The 23,538-nt window shown below is 51.7% G+C and carries 24 protein-coding genes, 2 tRNA genes and 1 riboswitch; of the genes, 19 read left to right on the top strand and 7 right to left on the bottom strand.

All coding sequences use genetic code 11. The features are described 5' to 3' along the window. Positions 1 to 5 precede the first annotated feature (5 nt). The 3 genes from PG1C_RS08765 to PG1C_RS08755 all read left to right on the top strand — a co-directional run bounded on the left by PG1C_RS08765 (position 6) and on the right by PG1C_RS08755 (position 2,500). On the top strand, positions 6 to 434 hold the full coding sequence (locus PG1C_RS08765) for a DUF4870 family protein (RefSeq protein WP_237218119.1): 429 nt from the start codon (positions 6 to 8) through the stop codon (positions 432 to 434). Between the two features lie 61 nt (positions 435 to 495). Next, positions 496 to 1,803, top strand: a complete 1,308-nt coding sequence (locus PG1C_RS08760; RefSeq protein ID WP_202634433.1) for a hypothetical protein — start codon at positions 496 to 498, stop codon at positions 1,801 to 1,803. Between the two features lie 52 nt (positions 1,804 to 1,855). Next, positions 1,856 to 2,500, top strand: a complete 645-nt coding sequence (locus tag PG1C_RS08755; protein ID WP_202634432.1) for a c-type cytochrome — start codon at positions 1,856 to 1,858, stop codon at positions 2,498 to 2,500. A 7-nt stretch (positions 2,501 to 2,507) separates the two neighbouring features. Here the strand turns inward: PG1C_RS08755 and PG1C_RS08750 are convergent, their stop codons facing one another. The 4 genes from PG1C_RS08750 to PG1C_RS08735 form a co-directional block, all read right to left on the bottom strand. After that, the gene (locus tag PG1C_RS08750; protein WP_202634431.1) at positions 2,508 to 3,314 is read right to left on the bottom strand and encodes a dioxygenase family protein; all 807 of its coding nucleotides are present in this window, start codon (positions 3,312 to 3,314) and stop codon (positions 2,508 to 2,510) included. Positions 3,315 to 3,464: 150 nt separating this feature from the next. Next, complete coding sequence (locus tag PG1C_RS08745; RefSeq protein WP_202634430.1) at positions 3,465 to 4,007, bottom strand: GNAT family N-acetyltransferase; 543 nt, start codon at positions 4,005 to 4,007, stop codon at positions 3,465 to 3,467. Positions 4,008 to 4,031: 24 nt separating this feature from the next. Continuing rightward, the gene (locus tag PG1C_RS08740; RefSeq protein WP_202634429.1) at positions 4,032 to 5,351 is read right to left on the bottom strand and encodes a hemerythrin domain-containing protein; all 1,320 of its coding nucleotides are present in this window, start codon (positions 5,349 to 5,351) and stop codon (positions 4,032 to 4,034) included. A gap of 41 nt (positions 5,352 to 5,392) precedes the next feature. Continuing rightward, positions 5,393 to 6,004 carry an arylesterase gene (locus PG1C_RS08735; protein ID WP_237218118.1) on the bottom strand — a complete coding sequence of 204 codons (612 nt, stop codon included), beginning with the start codon at positions 6,002 to 6,004 and terminating at the stop codon, positions 5,393 to 5,395. A gap of 124 nt (positions 6,005 to 6,128) precedes the next feature. Here PG1C_RS08735 and PG1C_RS08730 point away from each other — a divergent pair, with 124 nt between their 5' ends. Next, positions 6,129 to 6,755 carry an ABC transporter ATP-binding protein gene (locus tag PG1C_RS08730; RefSeq protein ID WP_237218338.1) on the top strand — a complete coding sequence of 209 codons (627 nt, stop codon included), beginning with the start codon at positions 6,129 to 6,131 and terminating at the stop codon, positions 6,753 to 6,755. Here the strand turns inward: PG1C_RS08730 and hpnE are convergent. Genes hpnE through hpnC form a run of 3 tightly spaced genes read right to left on the bottom strand, consistent with a single transcriptional unit; the run spans position 6,729 to position 9,644 of the window. After that, positions 6,729 to 7,994, bottom strand: a complete 1,266-nt coding sequence (gene hpnE, locus PG1C_RS08725) for a hydroxysqualene dehydroxylase HpnE (protein WP_202634427.1) — start codon at positions 7,992 to 7,994, stop codon at positions 6,729 to 6,731. The genes PG1C_RS08730 and hpnE overlap by 27 nt on opposite strands. Next, positions 7,991 to 8,824 (bottom strand): presqualene diphosphate synthase HpnD, encoded by an 834-nt coding sequence (hpnD, locus tag PG1C_RS08720; RefSeq protein ID WP_202634426.1) that lies wholly within the window; start codon positions 8,822 to 8,824, stop codon positions 7,991 to 7,993. Before hpnD ends, hpnE begins: the two co-directional genes overlap by 4 nt. After that, entirely contained in the window at positions 8,814 to 9,644 is an 831-nt protein-coding gene (gene hpnC / locus PG1C_RS08715) for a squalene synthase HpnC (protein WP_202634425.1), read from the bottom strand. Before hpnC ends, hpnD begins: the two co-directional genes overlap by 11 nt. A 138-nt stretch (positions 9,645 to 9,782) precedes the next feature. Between hpnC and PG1C_RS08710 the strand changes: the two genes are divergently transcribed. From PG1C_RS08710 to PG1C_RS08640, 15 genes are all read left to right on the top strand, one after another. Then, positions 9,783 to 9,867 (top strand) — tRNA-Leu (locus PG1C_RS08710). Positions 9,868 to 9,962: 95 nt separating this feature from the next. Continuing rightward, complete coding sequence (gene tig / locus PG1C_RS08705) at positions 9,963 to 11,330, top strand: trigger factor (RefSeq protein WP_284431746.1); 1,368 nt, start codon at positions 9,963 to 9,965, stop codon at positions 11,328 to 11,330. Between the two features lie 56 nt (positions 11,331 to 11,386). Further along, on the top strand, positions 11,387 to 12,004 hold the full coding sequence (clpP, locus tag PG1C_RS08700) for an ATP-dependent Clp endopeptidase proteolytic subunit ClpP (protein ID WP_202634424.1): 618 nt from the start codon (positions 11,387 to 11,389) through the stop codon (positions 12,002 to 12,004). Positions 12,005 to 12,029: 25 nt separating this feature from the next. Next, positions 12,030 to 13,295, top strand: a complete 1,266-nt coding sequence (clpX, locus tag PG1C_RS08695) for an ATP-dependent Clp protease ATP-binding subunit ClpX (RefSeq protein ID WP_284431745.1) — start codon at positions 12,030 to 12,032, stop codon at positions 13,293 to 13,295. Between the two features lie 93 nt (positions 13,296 to 13,388). After that, positions 13,389 to 15,812, top strand: coding sequence for an endopeptidase La (gene lon, locus PG1C_RS08690; RefSeq protein ID WP_237218117.1), 2,424 nt, complete (start codon positions 13,389 to 13,391; stop codon positions 15,810 to 15,812). A 59-nt stretch (positions 15,813 to 15,871) separates the two neighbouring features. Then, positions 15,872 to 15,947 (top strand) — tRNA-Val (locus tag PG1C_RS08685). A 133-nt stretch (positions 15,948 to 16,080) separates the two neighbouring features. Continuing rightward, complete coding sequence (locus PG1C_RS08680; RefSeq protein WP_202634423.1) at positions 16,081 to 16,287, top strand: Arm DNA-binding domain-containing protein; 207 nt, start codon at positions 16,081 to 16,083, stop codon at positions 16,285 to 16,287. 3 nt (positions 16,288 to 16,290) lie between these two features. Continuing rightward, entirely contained in the window at positions 16,291 to 16,710 is a 420-nt protein-coding gene (locus PG1C_RS08675; RefSeq protein ID WP_202634422.1) for a hypothetical protein, read from the top strand. 263 nt (positions 16,711 to 16,973) lie between these two features. Further along, entirely contained in the window at positions 16,974 to 17,150 is a 177-nt protein-coding gene (locus PG1C_RS08670) for a hypothetical protein (RefSeq protein ID WP_202634421.1), read from the top strand. Positions 17,151 to 17,348: 198 nt separating this feature from the next. Then, a riboswitch (yybP-ykoY riboswitch) is annotated at positions 17,349 to 17,524 on the top strand. 3 nt (positions 17,525 to 17,527) lie between these two features. Next, positions 17,528 to 18,103, top strand: coding sequence for a TMEM165/GDT1 family protein (locus PG1C_RS08665; RefSeq protein WP_202634420.1), 576 nt, complete (start codon positions 17,528 to 17,530; stop codon positions 18,101 to 18,103). Positions 18,104 to 18,266: 163 nt separating this feature from the next. Next, positions 18,267 to 18,725 (top strand): hypothetical protein, encoded by a 459-nt coding sequence (locus tag PG1C_RS08660; protein ID WP_202634419.1) that lies wholly within the window; start codon positions 18,267 to 18,269, stop codon positions 18,723 to 18,725. A 232-nt stretch (positions 18,726 to 18,957) separates the two neighbouring features. Continuing rightward, positions 18,958 to 20,853 carry a SurA N-terminal domain-containing protein gene (locus PG1C_RS08655; RefSeq protein ID WP_202634418.1) on the top strand — a complete coding sequence of 632 codons (1,896 nt, stop codon included), beginning with the start codon at positions 18,958 to 18,960 and terminating at the stop codon, positions 20,851 to 20,853. A 46-nt stretch (positions 20,854 to 20,899) separates the two neighbouring features. Then, the gene (gene aceK, locus PG1C_RS08650) at positions 20,900 to 22,645 is read left to right on the top strand and encodes a bifunctional isocitrate dehydrogenase kinase/phosphatase (RefSeq protein WP_202634417.1); all 1,746 of its coding nucleotides are present in this window, start codon (positions 20,900 to 20,902) and stop codon (positions 22,643 to 22,645) included. Between the two features lie 22 nt (positions 22,646 to 22,667). Continuing rightward, a complete protein-coding gene (locus PG1C_RS08645; protein ID WP_202634416.1) occupies positions 22,668 to 23,246 on the top strand; it encodes a pseudouridine synthase in 579 nt (192 codons plus the stop codon). 58 nt (positions 23,247 to 23,304) lie between these two features. After that, positions 23,305 to 23,523: a hypothetical protein gene (locus tag PG1C_RS08640; protein ID WP_202634415.1), complete on the top strand. Its 219-nt coding sequence runs from the start codon at positions 23,305 to 23,307 to the stop codon at positions 23,521 to 23,523. The last annotated feature ends 15 nt before the right edge of the window (positions 23,524 to 23,538 follow it).

The following is a 23,538-nucleotide window of genomic DNA, read 5'->3' as shown; positions in this document are numbered from 1 at the left end:
ACGAAATGGAAGCAATTACCGCGGACAATTCGGACAATTCGAACAATTCGAACGACATGCTGGCAGGCCCACGCGCCTGGGCGCATGTGATGTATGGTCTGCATGCGCTGTCGGCATTGTCAGGCATTTTGACCTCGGCCACGGTGGTGGGTGCTTTTGTGTTCGGCTGGCCATCGATTATTGCGATCATCATCAATGTTGCGACCAAAGACCAGGTGCGTGGCACTTGGCTTGCGACACACTGGCGGTGGCAGTGGCGCAGCTTTTGGTTTGCTGCACTGTGGCTGATGATTGCCGGGTTGCTGTTTATCACTTTGATTGGGATTCCGACAGCCCTACTGGCCATCATCGGCACGGGCGTGTGGGTGCTCTATCGCGTGATTCGCGGTTGGTTGGCGCTGCTTGATCGCCGCGCTATGCCGTTGCCATTGTAGATGGATGGGGCGACTATTTGATACCTCCGGACTATTAAGCTATGGCCCGAATGCGTTTCAAATGAGCAGATATTCCACTTATTGGACTGGCTGGGCCTGCACACTGGTGATTGCATCTGCCTCGCTTTTGCCGGGGACGGCTTCCGCCGTGCCTGCATTTGCGCGACAGACCGGACAAAACTGCGTTGCCTGTCATGCCGGTGGCCAGTTTCCCGATCTCACTCCGTATGGCCGGATTTTCAAGCTGACTGGCTACACGATAGGAGAGCGCACGCTACCGCTGTCAATGATGGGCGTGCTAACGGCCAACAAGGTAAAAGTCAATGATTCTACTCAGGGGCACACGCAGGATGGCAATCTCACTTTCAATACCGCCAGCGTGTTCATTGCGGGGAAAGTGACTGACAACATCGGTGGCTTTGCGCAAATCACTTACAACAACTACGACACGCTTAACCCTGCCACTTCACGTTGGACGGGGCATTCCGGCGCGGACAACATGGATTTTCGTTATGCCGACCGCTACATCGACGACAAACAGGATATGATCTTCGGACTGAGCCTGAACAATAACCCGACGGTGCAGGATGTCTGGATGAGTGCTCCTGCCTGGGGGCCTGCGACGGCACCCGGCAGCACCGGAGCCGGTGGAGGTGCCCTGCCCAAACTGGCTGATGGCCTTGGCCAGCAAGTGGCAGGACTCGGTGCGTATGTCTACTGGAATCAGACGGTGTATGCGGAGCTCACCGGCTACAAGACGGGTGATGGCATCTTTTCCTTCATGACCCAAGGCGTTAACAGAGACCATGGGCCACAGACCTATCTCAAGGGAACGAATCCCTACTGGCGGCTGGCGCTGACGCATGCATGGGGACCACATAATGGCATGCTGGGTGTGTCGGGCATGAACGTGAAGATCTATCCGGATTCGACCGATCCGACCGGCCCGACCGACCGCTATCGCGATCTCAGCTTCGATGCGCAATATCAGTATCTGCTCGATCCACACACGGTCACCGCACAAGCCAGCTACATCCACGAGAAACAGAACCTCGTCGCAAATTTTGCCGCAGTGAACCCATCAGACACGATGGATGCCTTGCGGGCCAAGATGTCTTACGTCTATCAGGCGAAATATGGTGCCACCCTGTCCTATTTCGATGTTCATGGCAGCACCAACAATAATCCGAATACTGATACGCGCGGCTGGACGCCAGAGATATTCTGGATGCCGCTGCAATATGTGCGTGTGGGCCTGCAATACACGCTATTCGACAAGGTCAACGGGCTATCCAGCAATACTGACGGTGCAGGCAGGAGCGCGAAGGATGACAACACGCTGTTCTTCTATGTCTGGGGTGCGTATTGAACGCGAACGACGTGGCCGATACCTTCTGCATGAACACATCAGGAGATCAGGAATGAAAACAGCTTCCATCGCTTTAACCCTGATTCTTACCATAGTCGGTATGGGTTGCTCGACGACAGCAGAACGTTCCCGCAACCTGGCCGATCCCAGCGTCTCCGGCAAGACCTTGGCTCAGCAGGTCTGCTCGAATTGTCATGGCATTGATGGTAATTCCGTCAACCCAAACTTTCCCAAGCTGGCCGGGCAGCAGAAAGAATATATGATCGCCCAACTGAAGCAATTCAAGAGCCATAACCGCTTCGACCCACCCGGCTTCGAGTACATGTGGGGTCTCTCCAGGAGCTTGACAGATAAGCAGATCGAAGAATTAGCGACCTATTTTTCTCGACAGAAAAGTCTCGCCGACAAGCCTGACGATGCGAAGCGGGAAGGGAATGGACGAGACATTTTTGAACACGGTGTAGCCGCCCAGAGCATCCCGGCCTGCTCGACTTGCCACGGTATGGAAGCCGCTGGCAACAGCACTTTCCCACGCCTCGCTGGCCAGCATGCCGACTATACCGTCAAGCAGCTGAACATGTTCCAGAGGACGGGCGAGCGTCCTGAGGGAGCCATTATGAAGGTGATCGTCCACGATCTCACACCCGACAGCATGGAGAACGTAGCGGCCTACCTCGCTACTCTTTCGACAAAATAGTCCTAAATTACCCTGTGTAGGGGCCGCTGAAGCTGAACATATAGGCATCCATGGCCAGCGCACCCAAAGTTGTACCGCGATGCACGACGTCAAATGACGCACTCTCGTCTGCTGCACCCAACGCAACATAGACCGGTAGCAGGTGGTCGTCGGCGGGTTGCACACGCACAGCATGCGGGGCTTGCCGCCGGTAATCAAACAGCGCGGGGAGATCGCGACGTTTTAGAGCGTCTGCAAACCAATTGCAAAATTCGCTGATATGAGGCAAAGCCATGCCATCAGGCGCGTCGCGCACCATGTCGCGTAGATTATGGGTGATGGCGCCTGAGGCCAAAATCAGCACGCCGTCTTTGCGTAGCGAGGTGAGTTGGCGACCGAGATTAAAGTGGGCCTCGGGCGTGTCATTGGGCTGAATCGCGAATTGCACGACGGGAATATCTGCCTGCGGATACATGTAGCGCAAGGGTACCCAGGCACCGTGATCCAACCCGCGGTTGGCATCAACAGCGATGCCGGGAATCAGCCTACAGACTTTTTCTGCCAGTTCCGGCGCGCCGGGCGGAGTGTATTGAACCTCATACAGCGGGGCGGGAAAACCATAAAAGTCGTGTATGGTTTCCGGGTGCTTAGCGGCGCTCACTGCGGGGGCGTGAGTCATCCAGTGGGCCGAGACGGCAAGTATCGCGCGCGGGCGGGGCAGCCGCGCAGCGAGTCGCGCCCAGGCGGGGCCGGTGTTACCGGGCTCGATGGCCATCATGGGCGAGCCGTGAGAAAGAAATAAGGTGGGAAGTGCGGTGGGAACCGTGGGAGACATGAGGCGTCTTTCGTGAAAAATATCGTTGGTTATGGTAATCGGCGCTTAGGAGTTTTCATAAAATATCTTTAAAAAGTCGGCGCTGGCGATACGGTAAATGCAACGGTAAATGAGAAAGTAAAGCATGCCAGGAATTCACTAAAACCAAGTTTAGCCGCTATTCAGCGAGAGTACACCACGTTTTAAGCAATGATCTTCGGGATGGGTTGATAGCTTAAACCCCAGGCGGGAAACAAAGTTCAGCATGCGGGTGTTGTCAGCAAGAAAGTCGCCCGTCATGCGCAAGAAGCCTTGCTCCTTTGCCGCAGCAATGAGTCGCGTCATCAGGTGGTGGCCGATCCCCTGGCCTTGCCATTCATCGGCCACCACGATGGCAAATTCACAGGAATCAGGTATTTTGTCTGTTGGGCTGGCGGCGTAGCGGCAAACACCGATTTCTTCTCTCGTTTCTTTTAACAGGGCGATGAAGGCCATCGTGTGGTGATAATCGATATGCGTGAAATGGTGCAGTTGTGACGGGGAGAGCTCGCACAGTGTGCTCATGAAGCGTCGATAGCGCGTTTCAGGCGACAGATTTTTGATAAACGCCTGCTCGCGATCTATGTCTTCCGGCAGGATAGGTCGTGAGGTGATCCATACGCCGCTCTGGCTTTGGAAGGTTGATTTCAAAGGGTCGGCGGGGGAATCACTCACTGTACAGTTTCCCCTGATTGTGTGTCAGAGGGTGTGTCCGACGGTGCGCCCGTTCAGATGATGAGAAAAGTGACGATCGGTATTGAGAATATGATTGATCAGCCAGTCTGTCAGCATATTTTTGACACGAAAGCCCAGATAGGCGTGATCTGTGCCGTCGCGTTCTATTTCCTCTTGTAGTTCCCTGAGGTAATCAAAGAACCGCAGGTGCTGCCGTGTATGTAGTTCGACAAAAGGGTAGCCTTTGTCTTGCATCATCTGCTCTTGCAGTAAAAAAGCCTGTGTGGCGGCCGCATGTATTTGCGTCAAGAGCGGGGAGATGAGCGCTGATGTGCCTGCCTGAATGGCGCGGGTGAGTACAGTAATGTCGGTGAGCAAGCGTTGATGCGCGGCATCCAGCGTAGCGATGCCCAAGGCGTACTCGTCATGCCAATTAAAGTCTGTTTTTCTGGCAGGTGTATTGGTGAAATTATCGATAGCATTACTGGTGTGGTCAGACAATTGTGCGGAAGCTTCGCAGCGAAGCAGGTAAGCGCGAGCTGCGCTGTCGTCTGGAACCTCAGCAAGACAGCGAGAAAAATGTGCGTGGGCTGCAGAAAAATTGCCTAGATGATAGTGCGCCAGCGCCTGCTGAAATGTGCCCAGCGAGTTTTTCTTGGCAACGCGTAGTGCGGGCGGGTCGGCATCAACGACTTCATAAACAGATTGGTTGTCATGCTTGCCACGTACGTGTGTTCGGTCGAGAAAACGCAGCGACCAGGGTTTGATATTTTCAAGGCTGCTCAGGGTGTATTCGCTGATCAAAATCGGTACTTCGTATTCTTTGGTCAGGCGTTCCAGCCGCGAGGCAAGATTTACCGCGTCGCCAATCACGGTGCCATCCATGCGCCCCTCGCCGCCAACGGTGCCAAGGATGACAATGCCCGTATTGATGCCGATGCCAATCTTGATGGGTTGGTAACCGGCACGTTCACGGCCGGCGTTGTATTCGTCGAGTTTGGCCAGCATCGCGAGGCTACAGCGTAGCGCGTCATCCGGCGAGTTGGGAAAAAGCGCCATGATGGCATCGCCAATGTATTTGTCGATAATCCCGCCATGCGCGGCAATGACAGGTTCCATCTGGATCAGGTAGGAATTGAGGAAATTAAAATTTTCCTGCGGGCTCATGCTTTCAGATAATGAGGTGAAATCGCGAATATCAGAAAACAAGACGGTCATGGACCGTTCCACCTGCTGTCCTAATTGCACGGTGCGGATGTCGTCCACACCGAGTAATTGGAGGAATTGCCGTGGCACAAAGCGGCTATAGGCGGATTCGGTTTCGCTCAGCTGTTCGGGTGTCACGTGTGCGGAAGAATGCGAGTGATGTGGGCGCGGCGGAGTCGTCATTGGTGCATGAGTGTTTGGTTGGTGGGTGCTGACGTGAGCAAGGGTGTCAGGGACTTCCAGATGTGATCCAGCAGTTTCGGTTGCGCCTTGGCCGTAGGGTGCAAGCCATCGGCTTGAAAGGCCAGGGCATCGAGCGCAACGGGTTCTAGCAAAAATGGTAACAAGCTTACTTTTTCGCGTTTGGCCAAGGTGCGAAAGGCCGCTGCAAAATGCTGCGTGTAGTCGCTGCCGTAGTTAGATGGGAGCCGCATGCCAACAAGCAGCACGCTCGCTCGGTGCTGCTTGGCGGTCGTTATCATCGTGGCGAGATTGTCTTGCATCGCTGAAACCGGCAGGCCACGCAAACCATCATTGGCGCCGAGGGCAAGTATGACAACGGCAGGTTGTGTTTGCTTTAAGACAGCGGCAAACCGTGCCCGGCCGCCTGCAGTGGTTTCTCCGCTGATGCTGGCATTGACCACCGTGTAGGTAGAGCGTTCAGCCTTCAGGCGGGCATCCAGCAAGGCGGGCCAGCTTTCGCTGACGGCTATGCCGTAGCCGGCGGATAGGCTGTCACCAAAAACAAGCACAGGACGTGGAGTCGCTGCATCAAGTTGTGTAGCATGCACACAGAAGCTGATGAGCAGCAGAAAAATGAAAGAAAGACATTTGCGCATGATAAAAACAAGACAGGTGATTGAGTTGCTGGCGGTGGATAAAACAGTACCCAACGGAGTTGGCACGGGCGCGGGCATGTTGTCCATTCTGCATGATATTTCATTCATCGTGACTGCAGGCGACGCGGTGGCTATTGTGGGCGCATCGGGTTCGGGCAAGTCTACCCTGCTGGGTTTGATGGCGGGTCTCGATGTGCCGACGACAGGCAGCGTACGCTTGTTGGGTGAAGATATTGGGTTGCTGGATGAAGATGCGCGCGCCGCTTTGCGTGGGCGGGTGCTGGGTTTTGTGTTCCAGTCGTTTCAATTGCTGCCTGCGCTGACTGCGCTGGAGAACGTGATGCTACCGCTGGAACTGGCCGGACAGTCCGATGCCCGCGCGGTGGCGCAAGCAATGCTTGCGCGCGTCGGTTTGGGTGCGCGTCTGGCGCACTATCCGAAACATTTGTCAGGCGGCGAGCAGCAGCGGGTCGCGCTGGCGCGGGCCTTTGCCATGCGGCCGCAATTGCTGCTGGCCGATGAACCGACGGGCAATCTTGACGCCGCCACCGGTGCGCAGATTATTGATCTGATGTTTGCCATGAATGCCGAAGCGGGTACTACGTTGATTTTGGTCACTCACGATGCTCAACTGGCGCGGCGTTGCAACCGTACGTTGCGGCTTGCCAGTGGATGCCTAGTGGCCACGCAAGCCGAGTATTGATCGCGCGGCGTTGACGCCGCTGCGCACTGCGCCTTCGATAGTTGCCGGATAGCCGCTGGCCACATAGTCACCGGCCAGCCACAGGCCGGGCAACGTGGTTTGTGTGACGGGGCGGCGTAAATTAGGTGTGCAGGCGAACGTGGCGCGTTTTTCGGTAATGGTCCGGGTGCGTAGCGGCGCCGGCAGGTGGGGCACGATGTGGGCAACTTCGTCGTGAATGCGCTGTTCAAGTTCTGCGACCGGCAAATCCAGATGCCGGCCGCGTGCGCTGATGACCGCGGCGATCAGCCCGGCTTGTCCGCACAGTTGGCCGCGATCGAACAACCATTGCGCCGTGCCATCGGCGACACCCAGCATGGGTTGCGGCAGGCATACGCTGGCCGGGTAGGCGAGGTAGCTGGTGACAATGGGTTCCCATGCAAAATGTTCAACCTCGAGCTGTAATTCCGGCACCAGCGCACCGAGATGATAGGCGGCAACAGCCAGCACGACTTGGGCGAACGGCCCTTGGCCGTCTATGCGCCAGCCATGTTCAGCCCGCTGTAAATCGGTGACGCGCTGGCCACGATGAATGACGCCAGCATGTTGGGTGATGAATTGCGCGGCGGGTTCGGGAAATAGCGCCGAGAGATTGACTTGCGGCAGCAGCAAATCGCTCGCCGCGCGTGAGGCGGCGAGGCTGTCTCTGAGCACATGCGCCAGCACCTGGGCTGATGCATACTCAGCCGGTGTATTCAGCGCAGCGATACACAGCGGCTGCCATAAAAGTCGGCGCTGGCGAGACGGCGTTTTATTTTGTTCCAACCATGTAGTGACGGAAACATCAGGCGTAATGCGGAACTGCGCGTATTGCAAGCGGCGCATGAGACGTATGGCCGCCCATTTTTCGCGCCAGTTGAGGCCGGTGGCGAGCAGGATCGCGGCGAGGCTGTGCAGCGGCGCCGGCAGATGAGGTGCGACAAGACGCATCTCGCCGGGGAATTCAAGGTGTAGCGACAGACGTTTGAGCAGGCGCTGCGGGTCGGCGCCGACGAGGCGCATCAGACGCAGGGTTTCGCTGTAAGCGCCGATCAGGATGTGCTGGCCGTTGTCGACAGTGAGTCCATCCATCTCGACGGCGCGGGCGCGGCCGCCCAGGCTGCGCGAGGCTTCAAAGACTTCTACCTGTTGCCCGTTGCGGGCAAGCTCGACAGCCGCTGCCAGACCGGCATAACCCGCGCCAATGACGGCGATGGTCACGCGGTGATCCAGGTTTTGCCGGCCAGCCACAGCTTGCGCAGCGGTGTGAGCGAGATGCGCTGATGCAGCACATGGCAGCCGTCGCGCGCGATTTCCGCAAGTAGGGTGCGGTAAATGGCCGCCATGACCAGCCCGGCGCGTTGCGCTTTGCGGTCGGCGGCGGGCAGTTGGGCGAGGGCTTGATTGTAAGTGGCCTGCGCGCGTTCGATCTGGAATGCCATGAGGCGCTGAAAGTTGGCGGAGTAACGCGCTTGAAGAATGTCACTTTCCGTCACGCCAAAGCGCGCGAGGTCTTCCTGCGGCAGATAAATGCGGCCACGCCGCGCATCTTCCCCGACATCGCGGATAATGTTGGTGAGTTGAAAAGCGAGGCCCAGATCGTGTGCGTATTTCAGCGTGCGGCGGTCGGTGTAGCCAAAAATCTCCGCAGCAAGCAGGCCGACAATGCTGGCAACGCGGTAGCAATACAGATGCAGCGCACGAAAATCCGGGTAACGCACGGCATCAATATCCATTTCCATGCCATCAATGATTTCCAGCAATTGTTCTTGCGGCAGAGAAAATCGCGTGAGCGCGGTCGCCAGCGCCTGCGTTACCGGATGGCTGGGTTGGCCGGCGTAGAGGTGCGCAATTTCGGTGCGCCACCAGGCGAGCTTGGTGCGCGCCAGATGCGGATCGGGGCATTCATCGACACTATCGTCGACTTCGCGACAAAACGCATACAAAGCGGTAATCGCCTGACGCCGCGTGGGTTCCAGAAAAACAAAGCTGTAATAAAAAGAAGAGCCGCTGGCGGCGGCGCGCTGCTGGCAGTAGTCGTCAGGCGTCATGGCAGTGAAAGAGTGCGCGCCAGCCGATCAGCGGCCAGTCAAGCGCTTGCAGTTGAGGGCGATGGTTGAACACATCATAGTTAGCTGCTTCGATTTTTTCCAGAATGCGCAGCCCGCTGGCGATGATGGTACGAATTTCCAGCCCGATGCGGCCGGGTAGCCTGCGTCCGAGCGGTGCGCCTTGTTGCATCAAGGCGCGGGCACGGTCGACCTGAAAGCGCATCAGCGCGTAAAAGCCGGCGCTGGTGATACGGCGCAGGATGTCGTTGGCGCTGACATTGAATCGCACCATGTCCTCGGCAGGCAGGTAAATCCGGCCTTCTTTCCCTTTGCGGCTATCGATACCGACATCCTGCCAATGGTTGATGAGTTGCAAGGCCGAGCAAATGGCGTCGGCGTGCAAGATGTTTTCTTCAGTAGCCGCAGCGAAAAGATGCAGCAATAATCGTCCCACTGGATTGGCCGAGCGGCGGCAATAGTCGATGAGTTCGGCATAGCTGGCATAGCGATTGCACGTTACATCCTGCATGAAGGCCTCCAGCAGGTCGTGAAACAGGGGCAGCGGCAGGCCGTAACGGGCAATCACAGGGCGTAGCCGCAGGAACACCGGATGGGTCGTTGGTTGGTCTTCTGCAATCGCTACCAGCTCGCGCTGGTAGCTGCGCAGCAGGTTTAGCCGTTCATCGGCAGTGAGATTGCCTTCATCGGCGAAATCGTCTGCGCTACGGGCAAAGGCATAGATGGCGGCAATCGGGTGACGCAGGTGCCTGGGTAGCAAAAGCGAGGCAACGGGGAAATTTTCGTAGTGTTCAGCCGCCATAATGTGACGAAGTATAGGCTGGAGGTAGGAAAGAATTGATTAAAGCAGGTAAAATCAACGGTCATTACGTATTGTCTGAATTTGTTTTGGTGTGTAATGCTCGATGCAGATAACATAGCACGTGATACAGCACGTAATGCCCAGGTGGCGGAATTGGTAGACGCACCAGATTTAGGTTCTGGCGCCGCGAGGCGTGGGGGTTCGAGTCCCTTCCTGGGCACCATGCAGGCATGTGATATAGAGCGCAAGCTCATATGGCTTGCTTGATGCGACAGGTGCAAAGATTCGATTAGCTTTTCAAATTTGACGGGTAAAAAAATGACGGATATGGCAATGGAAATGGCAACAGCAGGTGCGCAGTCAGGTGCAACGGGCACAGCAAGTCCCGCAGTAAGTCCTGTGGTCAGCCCGCTTGAGCGGCGGATTGATATTTCGGTATCGCTGGCTGAGATTGAGGGCGAGATCGGTGCACGTCTTAAAAATATCGCTCGAACGCTCAAGATGCCGGGTTTTCGCCCAGGTAAGGTGCCCATGAGTCTGGTTGCAAAAAACTATGGCAGTCAAGCGCGCAGTGAGGCCATTGGCAGGGCTGTTGAATCAATTCTGGAGGCGAAGCTCAAGGAGCAGAACCTGCGCATGGCCGGTTATCCGCACATTCAGTCCACGCCGGATGCAGGTGAAGGAAGGCTTGGCTTTACGGCAACCTTTGAGGTGTATCCAGAAATAACCCTGGGGAATGTTTCCGGGCAGAGCATTGAGCGACCAGTACTTGCTGTGACGGATGCTGAAGTTGATCAAACATTGGATGTGCTACGCAAGCAGCGTGTGCGCTATAGCGAAACTGATCGTCCGGCACAGAAAGATGATCGTGTGGTGATTGATTTTGTCGGTCGCAAAGAAGGCGTTGAGTTTGCTGGTGGCCGGGCGGATGACCATGCGATGATTGTTGGCGCTGGCGCTATGCTGCCTGACTTTGAACAAGCAATTGAGGGCGTCACGTCGGGCGATAAAAAAACGTTTGACGTTAAATTTCCCGATGACTACCAAGCCAAAGATCTGGCCGGTAGCACCGTACAGTTTGATATTCTAGTAAAGAAAGTTGAAGCGCCCCATTTACCTGAATTGGATGCCGAATTTGCTAAGGCCTTGGGTTCGGCTGACGGTAACGTGGAGACTATGCGTGCCGAAGTACGCGCTAATCTTGAGCGCGAAGTTAAGAAGCGACTGGAAGCCAAAGTCAAGCAGCAGGTTATGGATGCTTTGTTGGCGGTGAATCCGCTTGATGTGCCCAAAGCATTAGTTGAGGCAGAGTCCAAACAAATGGCGGATGCGGCATTACGCGACATGGAGTCGCGCGGCATGGCTGTTAAAGGATTTCCGATCGAGCCGGCCTGGTTTGCCGACAAGGCAATACGTCGCGTCAAGTTGGGCTTGTTGCTGTCCGAAGTGGTTAAAACAAACGACCTGTATGCCAAGCCGGAACATGTGCGCGCGGTGATTGATGAGTTTGCTGCCTCATTTGAAGATCCGCAAGAGGTTGTGCGTTGGTACTATTCCCAACCACAGCGTTTGGCCGAGGCAGAAGCTTTGGCAGTTGAGAGTAATGTGGTGCAATGGGTTCTAGGTCAGGTGAAGGTCAGTGATAAATCAGTGGCTTTTGATGAATTAATGGGTAATGCAGCATGATCGTCTCTGGAGGTTCTATGTACGGCGCAAAATACACATGTGGTGTCGATGCTTCCATGAATGATCCCCAGGCTCTGGGCCTTGTGCCCATGGTGATCGAGACCAGTGGCCGCGGTGAACGCGCGTATGATATTTACTCGCGTTTGCTGCGCGAGCGAGTGATCTTTCTGGTTGGCCCGGTGAATGATGCAACGGCGAACTTGATTGTTGCTCAGCTGCTTTTTCTTGAGTCTGAAAACCCTGATAAAGACATCTTTTTCTATATCAACTCCCCTGGCGGCTCTGTGTCTGCGGGCATGGCGATTTATGACACGATGCAATTTATCAAGCCGAATGTATCGACGCTGTGTATCGGCCAAGCGGCAAGTATGGGGGCTTTTTTGTTAACGGCGGGTGAAAAAGGGAAGCGGTACTGTCTGCCAAATTCTCGTGTGATGATTCATCAGCCTCTGGGTGGATTTCAGGGCCAGGCATCGGATATCGAGATTCACGCTAAAGAAATTTTGTTCCTCAAGCAAAAGCTTAATAATATGCTGGCCATGCACACAAGCCAGTCCATAGAGCGCATCGAACGTGATACAGATCGTGATAACTTTCTTTCTGCCGATGCGGCTGTTGAGTACGGCTTGGTTGATAAAGTGCTGACGAGCCGTGCCGAGGTTGTTGCTGGCTGATATTATATTGACGGAGACGACGATTGTGGAAAAGAAGACGGCTGGCGGTGAAAAGCTTTTGTATTGCTCCTTCTGCGGCAAGAGTCAGCATGAGGTAAAAAAGCTGATCGCTGGCCCATCTGTTTTTATCTGTGATGAATGTATCGATCTGTGCAACGATATCGTTCGCGACGAGATCGCGGGCATGGCCTCAGAAAAAGAAGGCAGTGGATTGCCGACGCCGAAAGAAATACGCAACATGCTCGATCAATATGTCATCGGGCAGGATGCCGCGAAGAAAATTCTTGCCGTTGCTGTCTATAACCATTACAAACGCATTCGCCATAAAGAAGCCGGAAGTGACGGTGTGGAGCTGGCGAAAAGTAACATTCTGCTTATCGGCCCCACGGGCTCTGGCAAAACCTTGCTGGCACAGACGCTTGCTCGTATGCTGAATGTGCCGTTTGTCATGGCAGATGCGACGACGCTGACCGAAGCGGGTTATGTCGGTGAAGATGTCGAAAATATCATCCAGAAATTGTTGCAAAACTGTGATCATGATGTAGAAAAGGCGCAGCAGGGCATTATCTACATTGATGAAATTGACAAAATCTCGCGCAAGGCTGACAACCCTTCAATTACTCGCGATGTGTCTGGTGAGGGTGTTCAACAGGCTTTGCTGAAATTGATTGAAGGCACGGTTGCCAGCATTCCCCCGCAAGGAGGACGTAAACATCCCAATCAGGATTTTGTTCAGATTGACACAACAAACATCTTGTTTTTTTGCGGTGGGGCATTTGACGGTCTGGACAAAGTCATCCGCAGTCGCTCCGAAAAAGGTGGCATAGGGTTTGGTGCGGAAGTGAAAAGCCGTGATGCAAGCAATGTTTCCGATGTTCTAAAGCAGGTTGAACCGGAGGACTTGATCAAATTTGGATTGATCCCCGAGTTAATTGGGCGTTTGCCAGTATTAGCAACATTGCGGGAGCTGGATGAAGTCGCATTGGTTGAGATTCTGATTGAGCCAAAAAACGCCCTGGTCAAACAATATCAAAAGCTTTTTTCGATGGAGGGTGTCGAGCTTGAAATACGTCCTTCAGCATTGCAGGCGATTGCAAGAAAAGCGCTAAAGCGTAAAACTGGCGCCCGTGGTTTGCGTTCCATTCTGGAAAATGTACTACTCGATACCATGTATGAGCTACCCACAATGGAGAATGCAACTAAAGTAGTTGTTGATGAAACAACGGTAGAAAGCGGTACCCAGCCGTTAATAATCTACGCGGACCAACCAAAAGTATCAGGTTCTAACTGATCTGTTGGGTGAATTAAAAGGTTACTTCCGCATCTTGAATTTCTTTCACATCGCCCCAGATAGGACGATGTGGTTCATAACTTAAAGGACACGATGATGTCTGATCTGACTGCTTCTTCTACTACTATGGAAAAGCAAACTATTCCGCTTTTACCTTTGCGTGATGTGGTGGTTTTCCCGCATATGGTTATACCGCTGTTTGTCGGGCGGCCAAAGTCTATAACAGCGCTTGAAACCGCCATGGAAGGAGGGAAGAGTATTCTTCTCGTGGCACAAAAGCATGCAGCCAAGGATGAGCCTGCGCCTGAAGATATGTACGAAATCGGGTGTATTGCCAACATTCTGCAGATGCTTAAGCTCCCCGATGGGACCGTTAAAGTGCTGGTCGAGGGTGTAGAGCGGGCGCGAGTTTTAAATGTGGAAGATAAAGGCGAGTTATTTGCTGCTGAAATCACATCAATTACAAGCGCAGATGCTGCCAGCCACGAAATTGAAGCTATGCGTCGGACTGTGCTTGCCCAGTTCGATCAATACGTTAAACTTAATAAAAAAATCCCTCCCGAGGTGCTGACCTCGTTAGCAGGGATTGACGAAGGTGGTCGCCTGGCAGATACCATTGCGGCCCATTTGCCTTTGAAGCTCGAGCAAAAGCAGGAGGTTCTCGAGGCCATTGGAGTTGCCGATCGATTAGAGAAGCTTCTTGGCCAACTGGAAGCCGAGCTGGATATTTTGCAAGTGGAAAAGCGGATTCGTGGTCGCGTCAAGCGGCAGATGGAGAAGAGTCAGCGCGAATATTATTTAAATGAACAGGCCAAGGCGATTCAGAAAGAGCTCGGTGAAGGCGAAGAAGGTGCTGACATAGAGGAGCTGGAAAAGAAAGTCAAGGCAACTGGCATGAGTAAGGAGGGTTTGCTCAAAGCCACAACCGAATTGAAAAAACTCAAGCTGATGTCGCCGATGTCAGCTGAAGCTTCGGTTGTCCGAAATTATATCGAAACCTTAGTCGGACTACCTTGGCGTAAGAAATCACGGATAAGCAAAGATCTTTCTTCGGCAGAGAAATTGCTGGATAGGGATCATTATGGTCTTGAAAAGGTCAAAGAACGTATCGTTGAGTATTTGGCTGTTCAGCAACGGGTAGATAAAGTTAAAGCCCCCATTTTGTGCCTCGTTGGGCCGCCTGGGGTCGGTAAAACATCGCTGGGCCAATCGATTGCCAAGGCAACTAATCGAAAATTTGTTCGTATGGCTCTGGGCGGTGTGCGTGACGAGGCCGAAATTCGAGGTCATCGGCGTACCTACATCGGTTCGATGCCGGGCAAGATTTTGCAGAATATGGCTAAAGTGGGTGTTAAGAATCCATTATTTTTGCTCGACGAGGTCGACAAAATGGGACAGGATTTTCGCGGAGATCCCTCTTCTGCTCTGCTTGAAGTACTCGATCCAGAACAGAACCACACATTTGAAGATCACTACATCGAAGTTGACTTTGATCTGTCGGATGTGATGTTTGTCGCAACAGCAAATACGCTCAATATTCCGCATGCCTTGCTTGATCGTATGGAGGTGATCCGGCTTTCGGGTTATACCGAAGACGAGAAAGTAAGCATTGCCATGCGCTACCTATTGTCAAAGCAGACGAAAAACAATGGCATCAAGCCTTCAGAGTTGGTGGTTACAGAGGATGCTGTGCGCGATATTGTCCGTTACTACACACGCGAAGCAGGGGTGCGTTCTTTAGAGCGTGAAATATCCAAAATTTGTCGAAAAGTTGTGAAGTCGTTAGTAATAAAGCCACGTAAAAATAAAATCGTGGTGAATGGTAAAAATCTCGATAAATTTCTTGGAGTGCGTCGGTACAGTTTTGGTATGGCTGAGAAAGAAAATCAGGTTGGGCAGGTTACTGGACTGGCCTGGACAGAAGTGGGTGGCGAATTGCTCACTATAGAAGCCATTGTTTTGCCGGGCAAAGGTAAAACCATGACAACCGGCACACTGGGTGATGTGATGCAGGAGTCGATCCAAGCAGCACTCTCTGTCGTTAGGAAACGTAGCAAACAGTTGGGTATAGCGGAAGATTTTTATCAGAAGAGTGATCTCCATATTCATATGCCTGAAGGTGCTACTCCGAAAGATGGGCCAAGTGCTGGTGCGGCAATTTGTACTGCCTTGGTTTCAGCGCTTACGGGCATTCCTGTTCGTGCCGATATTGCAATGACCGGCGAGATTACGCTGCGCGGCGAAGTTTTGCCTATTGGTGGGTTGAAGGAAAAATTGCTTGCTGCGGTACGCGGCGGAATTCGTTCGGCTTTAATTCCTGAGGAAAATGTCAAGGATCTTGCTGAAATTCCAGATACGATCAAAAATCGTATTGAGATTCAGCCAGTAAGGTGGATTGACAAAGTTCTTGAGTTAGCTCTGGAACGAATGCCTGAACCATTGCCAGAATCAACCTTGGTACCCGTAGAAACTGTTCCTCTGGTAGAGGTTGGATCGAATGGTGTTTTGACGCACTGATTTTTTCTACAAGATGATAGAATCCTGCCTGATTCGCAGCGAGTATTTGTTGTTTTAGCGGGTGCTTAGCTCAGTTGGTAGAGCGTCGCCCTTACAAGGCGAATGTCGGCGGTTCGAGCCCGTCAGCACCCACCAGTTACTTGTTTTATGTAGTCCAAAGAAGTCCAAGAAAGGCCAGAATTCTTAGTAATATCAGGATTCCTGGCTTTTTTAAATCCAAGGTAGTCCGAAGTAAGGCTGTTGCAATCCGACGGTAGGCGCTACCTTCATGGCTCTTACCGATACCGCGATCAGGAATGCAAAACCGCAAGCCAAACCCATACAGCTGACGGATGTCGATGGTCTCCATCTGCTGATCAACCCGAATGGCTCAAAATGGTGGTGGCTGGATTACCGTTTTAACGGAAAGTGCAAGACGCTCTCGATGGGTGTTTATCCTGACGCGCCACTTGAAATGGATGGCAATGCGGGGTAAGGGATGGACAGAGACGCCAGCAAAACAAAGTCTGCCCTTGGGGAAGGCCATACTTTCCCTGCCGTCGGTGCCAGACCGATTACCGAAGTCACGGTGCCCGACCTGCTGGCCTTGCGGCGGGCAATCGAAAGTCGCGGAATCGTCGATTATGGCGCATCGCACTTAGCAGCGCTGTGGCGCTATTTTTCGTTATGTTCTATCAACCGGACGAGCAATAAACGATTCAGTGCCAAGCCTGAAAGATGCGCTATTTACTGTCAAGCAGGCGCACTATGCCCGCTGATCGATCCTACCGAATATGCTCAACTGTTGCGCGACATTGACGACTACCAGGGTGAAGCAACCACGAAGCGCCATGCAAATGCTGGCGCTAAGCTTTCAGCGAACAAAGGAGGTTCGCTTCGCGGAATGGTCGTAGTTTGATTTTGACGCGGCGCTATGGCGGCGTATTCCTGCCGAGATTATGAAGAGGCGCGAAGCGCATATCGTGCCGCTGTCACAGCAAGCGATAGAAATTCTCAAACGCTTCCAGTCGCTGACTGGAGCGGGGCGTCTAGTGTTTCCCCCATCGACAAGCCGCGAGTGTCCCATGAGCAAAAATACTATCGTTCATGCTTTGGCGCGAATGGGCTACAAAGGTCGCATGACTGGGTATGGCTTCTGCTCTGTGGCATCCACGCTGCTGAATGAACAAGGCCTACCGTCATGACGTGGTTGAGCGCCCATTGGCCTATGCGGAAAAAAATGTAGTGCGGGCTGCCTGCAACCGCGCTGAGTATCTGTCTGAACGCAAGAAGATGCAGCAGTGGATTGACTATCTCGACAAGATCAAGGTCGGAGCCGAGGTGATACCGTTCCGCTGACAAGCTGTATGACAGCATCGTTTGACCGTATTATTCTTGTTCGCACTGGCTCGCCAAATCAGACAAAAGTGGGCATTGGATTGCGCACATTGCGGTGATCTGACTGGCGGGGGTCGCCTCGTTTCGGCCATGAGTGTTTGCCAAAAGTAGATTATCCGCACAGCCCATACTGGAAACACACTATGTCTCTGCTATAATTCTCCGGTCATTGGGGAGTAGTCGCCTTTTGCTTCGGCAAAAGGGCTTGCATCAACACACTTGATCCTTCGATCATGGTGCAAGCGGTTTCTAACCTGGCAAGACCTTTGACTACACAGCCTTCGGATTGGTCGGGGAGATGTGTAGTCATTGTTCTTGTCCGGCCTAGGAAATTCATCATGGAAGCCCTGATTATCTCAACTGGCGTTGTCGCTCTAGCGGAAATCGGCGACAAAACCCAATTGCTTGCATTCATCCTCGCGGCGCGTTTCAAGAAACCTCTTCCGATCATTGGAGGTATTTTGTGCGCTACTCTAGTCAATCACGGATTGGCTGGTGCCCTAGGCGCGTGGATCACCTCGGTCGTGAATCCCGAATTCATGCGCTGGGTTTTGGGGCTGTCGTTCAGCGGGATGGCGATTTGGACGATGATTCCCGACAAGATTGAGGAGGAAGAAACGCAGTCTGCGAGACGCTTTGGTGTCTTTGGAGCAACCCTTGTCACATTTTTTCTCGCCGAGATGGGCGATAAGACCCAACTCGCAACGGTTGCCCTGGCGGCGCACTATGGTGCTCCAGTCATGGTCATCGCCGGCACGACACTGGGCATGTTACTGGCTGATGTGCCTGCCGTTCTTCTGGGCAACAAGTTTGCTGCAAAAATCCCAACGAAACTGGTTCACTCCATCGCAGCGGGAATTTTTGCGTTGATGGGTTTGCTAACCCTGCTCAAAGTTGACAAGCTGTTTCAATAGGGGCGGGCCGACAGGTTTTGGCCAAATTCAGTCGTTCGCTTCAGAACTCCCACATTCAAGTAACACGGGAGGCAACCGATATAAAACTGTCGGTCAGCCTACACTTGAATAATTCGATTGGCAACATCAGATCTCACCAGCAAAAATCCACAGGTCACTGCCGATGGCCACTCTCTGGCCAAGGTGGTGGCGGCCTTATGGGGTTTTGCATGCCAAGTGGCCTCTGGCTTTGGTCGGACGGCAGGACGCAGACCTTTTGCGCAGGTGCTGGCGGCATGTTCTCGGCGAAGGCAACATTGATGTGCAGAAACCCAAGCACTTGCGCGGGGAAGTTTCCACGTATGTGCTGACTCGATTGCATGGGCGGGTTGGAAAGGTCGGCTTCGTTGGGGTTGATACCCATGTCATGGCAGGCCGGGTCTGCTCTTGGGGGGTAATCCCAATGTACCCACTCCCTGAAACGGGCTACCTTCGCCTGCCACTGATCATCGGCAACCCGAAAGTCAATCCGCCGATCCCGGCGCTGATTCCTGTCAGCAAATTGACCTGGTGGGGGCAAGTCAGGACGTTATCCTCAGCCGGTGTGAACGCCAAGAGTGCGCATTACGGCGTGGCGGGCTGAAGATATTCGTAGCTTGATTCAACGCGCTGCTGGGGCAGAATCAAGCCCGAGATGATGTAGAATAGGAAACGATATGTTTGCCTTCCTTGTTGGTAAATTTGACGGTAACTGGAAAGTAAAAATTCGTTCTTTCTAGCATTGAAGGGTGTTGCGGAGAAGAGTTCGAACCCGTCAGCACCATAGAATAAAGGCGAACGTTTGTTCGCCTTTTTTTCATTCGAGGTTTCTACATATGTTAGATAGTGTCCGCAACAACAAAAAAATTGTTCAGGGCTTCCTTGTTCTAATCACACTCCCTTTTGCGCTGTGGGGAGTCGAGTCTTATATTCAGAATAGTGTAGGTGAGGATGAAGTTGCCACCGTGGGCGAAGTTAAAATTTCCCAGCAAGAATTTGTTGCAGCATTAAATCAACAGCAAGAGCGACTGCGTGTTCAATCAGGCGGTAGTATTGATCTCGCATTATTTGATACGCCACAGGCGCGTCGGCAACTGCTAGAATCACTCATCACAAAGAAGCTATTGGCGCAGCAAGCAAGGAAAGCCCAGCTCACTGTGGGTGATAGTGAATTAGTTAACGCTATCGCGAGCATTCCTGAGTTTCAAGAAAATAATCAATTTTCCAACAGCCGCTATGAAACGGCTCTCTCATCGCAGGGACTAAATAAAGAGTTGTTCGAGGCCCGCATGCGGCATGACCTGGCGATGCAACAACTTGTTTTACCTATTGCAGCGGCAAGCATTCCTGGTATTACGTCGATAGGGCGTTGGTTGTCGATAAAGTTAGAACAGCGTGAAGTTGTTGAAGCTCAGGCGCCATACGCGAACTACAGCACGCAAGTGAAATTACCCCCTGAGGCTGCAAAAAAATATTATGCGGAACATAGAAAAGAATTTGAGTTGCCAGAGCAAGTTCGCGCTGAGTTTTTGGTACTGAATACCAATGCGCTGTTGACGTCACTACCCGTCAGTGATGAGGAAGTCAAAGCTCGTTATGCGGCTGACATTAACCGTTACAAAGAAGCTGAATCACGTCGTGCCAGCCATATTTTGATCCCCGTGGCTAAAAATGCGCCTGCAGAGGAAATAAAGCTCGCGCAGGCTAAAGCAGAAGAAGTGCTTGCTAAGCTTAATCACAACCCTGACAGTTTTTCACAGTTAGCTAAACAATATTCTCAAGATACTCAATCAGCAGATAAAGGGGGCGATTTGGGATGGTTTGGTCGTGGCCTGATGACAAAACCATTTGAAGATGCTGTGTTTGGATTGAAAGAGGGTGTGACATCCAACATGATTCGTACAGAATTTGGATTTCATATTATTCGTGTTACTGGTGTAAGGCCCGAACGTATCAAGTCTTTCGACGAAGTAAAACTTACTATTGCCGATGAACTCAAGCGCGAGTTAGGTGCTAAGCGATATGCTGAAGCAGCAGAACCATTTGGCAATTTGGTCTATGAACAGCCGGATAGCTTGGCTCCCGCAGCAGAAAAGTGGAAGCTGCCGATTCAGCAAACGGGTTGGTTCTCAAAGTCGGATAAGTTGCCTTTTCCACTAAATAATAAAAAGTTAGCTGATGCCTTATTTAGTGAGGATGCAATTAAGAAAAAGCACAACACTGAAGCCGTGGAAGTTTCTCCCGGCACACTTGTTGCCGCACGGGTGCTGGAATATAAGCCTGCTGCTTTGCAAGACTTTGCCGCTGTGAAAGAAAAGATTGAGAATAAGTTGGTTCATGAGGCTGCAGTCAAATTGGCAATAAAAGATGGCGAAGATAAATTGTCCCGGTTGATGAAAGGTGAGGTAGTTGATCTGAAATGGTCAGCGCCGAAAATTTTGAGCCAAGCCGCAACACATGATACTTCTCCTGAGGCTTTGCAAGCAGTTTTCAAAACAAAAGCTACTAAATTGCCAGCTTATGCCGGTCTTGCTTCACCCGATAATGGCTATGTTATTTATCGCATTAATGCTTTGAAAGCAGCGAGTCTAAACAAGGAAAATTCGGAGAGTCGCAAGCTCTTGGAGCACTATGATCAGTCAGTGACCGAAGAGGAGGTGAGTGCGTGGATGAGTGCTCTAAGAGAAAAATTTCCAGTAGACGTCAAAAAGTCGGCGCTGGAGAAACGCTAATTTCAGGAACGGTGCATTTACTATACTAACAACACCGTCTTAGCTGATGACTATCGACCCAACGTCCGAGCGGATAGCGAGCGTTATCGTTGCTGGATTTAACAAGCACTACAGCTTGTTTCGCGAATGCTCATCAGGTGCGAAACAGCGATTTGAAGAAATGCGCTGGATTGACGGACAGCAAGCGATTAAGGATCGTATCCAGTTCTACGCTGATCGCGTCAATGAAACGACAGCGCAGTTGTGTGATGAGTTTAATGCAGACGGTTTGGCGGAGGACATCTGGCAACAAACCAAACTAAGTTACATCGGATTTTTATCTGATCATCGGCAGCCTGAGTTGGCTGAAACCTTTTTCAACTCGGTTTGTTGTCGGATTTTGCATCGGACATATTTTCATAACGATTATATTTTCGTTCGCCCCGCTGTCGCTACAGAATATATCGAGTCAAAGCCACCAGCTTATCGCTGCTATTACCCAACGCAACACAATGTCAGTGATTTTATCCAGCAGATATTTCTCGATTTTTCGTGGGCCCTTGAATTTGAAGATATTGATCGAGATGTAGATTTCATTTTGCGCACATTTATGCAACATTTGGGTAGATTGCCTAAACAAGAAGCCAATTTTCAAATTCAGGTATTGGGTTCTGCTTTTTATCGAAATAAGGCAGCTTACGTTATTGGAAAAGTAATCAATGGTGGCACAGAACATCCATTTGCTGTACCCATATTGCATGTACCAAGCGGTAAGATTTATATAGATACGATTATTCTGGACGCTTGGCGAATCAGTTTGTTATTTTCTCTTTCGCGTGCATATTTCATGGTGGATATGGAAGTACCTTCCGCTTATGTCCAGTTTTTACGCACGATTATGACGAATAAACCCCATTCTGAACTTTACACCATGCTTGGACTTGGGAAACAGGGCAAAACGACGTTTTACCGTGACCTTGTCTATCATCTACATCATTCCGCAGATCAGTTCATTGTTGCGCCAGGCATTCGAGGTTTGGTCATGATGGTATTTACCTTGCCATCCTACCCTTATGTTTTTAAAATTATCAGAGACGTCTTTGGTAGTTCTAAAGAGGTTGATCATGAAACTGTCCGCAGAAAATACCAACTGGTTAAACAGGTCGATCGTGTGGGGCGTATGGCTGATACGCTTGAATTTTCCCATGTCGCTTTGCCACGGAAAAGGTTTTCGCAAGAGCTGATTAATGCACTGTATGAATCTGCCCCATCTTTAATTGAAGAGGATGGGGAAAGCTTGGTGATTAAGCACGTCTATATTGAACGACGCATGCAACCGCTTAATTTATTTCTTGAGGAAATGATGAAGGCAGGTCAAGATGACCAAATAGAGCATGCTGTGGTCGAATACGGAAATGCGATTCGTGAGTTGGCCATAGCCAACATTTTCCCTGGCGATATGCTGTGGAAAAATTTTGGAATTACCCGATATGGTCGAGTTGTTTTCTACGATTACGATGAGATCGAATATATGACAGACTGTAGGTTTCGTCGTATTCCGCCGCCCCCGGACTTTGATGCTGAAATGGCGGGAAAGAGTTGGTACTCAGCATCAAGGAACGATGTTTTTCCCGAAGAATTTACCACTTTTTTGCTGACGTCAGAAAAAATTCGTGCAGCTTTTATGCGTCACCATAAAGACATTCTCAGTGCCGGTTTTTGGCAGGCTACGCAAGCGGATATCCGTCAAGGCGTAGTGAAAGACTTTTTTCCTTATTCAGAATCGTTACGATTTTGTAATAGCTTTTCGTGACCTGCGATTTTACCCATGATGTATGAGTCGCCTTATTCTGTTTAATAAACCTTATGGCGTATTAACGCAGTTTACGGATGCGAGCGGGCGTTCGACGCTTGCTAACTTTATACAAATGCCTAATGTTTATGCAGCGGGGCGCTTGGATTCGGATTCGGAAGGGCTCGTCTTGCTCACTGATGACGGTAGATTGCAGGCAAGAATTACTCATCCCCGCCATAAATTGCTTAAGACCTATTGGGTTCAAGTGGAAGGTATTCCGCCTGATTCTGCTTTAGAGCATTTAAGACAGGAGGTGGATCTGGGCGACTTTATTACCCGACCTTCCGAAGTAAGACTCATCGATGAACCGTCGAATTTATGGGAACGGCATCCACCAATTCGCTATCGGGCAAGTATTCCAACTTCATGGCTGCAGATTGTAATAGGTGAAGGGAAAAATCGTCAGGTACGTCGCATGACTGCAAAAATTGGATTCCCAACACTCAGGCTTATTCGCTGGGCAGTAGGCGAGTGGACTCTAGAAAAACTATTACCTGGGCATTGGCGAGAAATTTTAATTACGGGTCAACCTGGTGTTAATCCGCGCGTTAAGTGTTAAGACACTCCAAGAAATCGGCAGTTGTCAGACTTAACTTAAATAACTGAAAGGGTTTACTATGAACAAACTGATCGCTACTCTGGTTGCTGGCCTGATTGCCACTTCCGCCACTTCCGTTTTTGCTGCTGAAGAAAAGGCTGCTCCTGCTGCTGCTCCTGCTGCCGCCGCCGCTGCTCCTGCTGCCGCTGAAAAAGCACCTGTCATGAAAGCCAAAAAACATCACCACCGTAAAGCTAAGAAGGCTGCTGCTGCCGCCGCTCCTGCTGAAGCCAAGTAATTCTGGTTGTAACAT

This window comes from Rugosibacter aromaticivorans, from assembly GCF_000934545.1.
GTDB lineage: Bacteria > Pseudomonadota > Gammaproteobacteria > Burkholderiales > Rhodocyclaceae > Rugosibacter > Rugosibacter aromaticivorans.
This window is presented reverse-complemented; position numbering and strand designations above follow the sequence as displayed.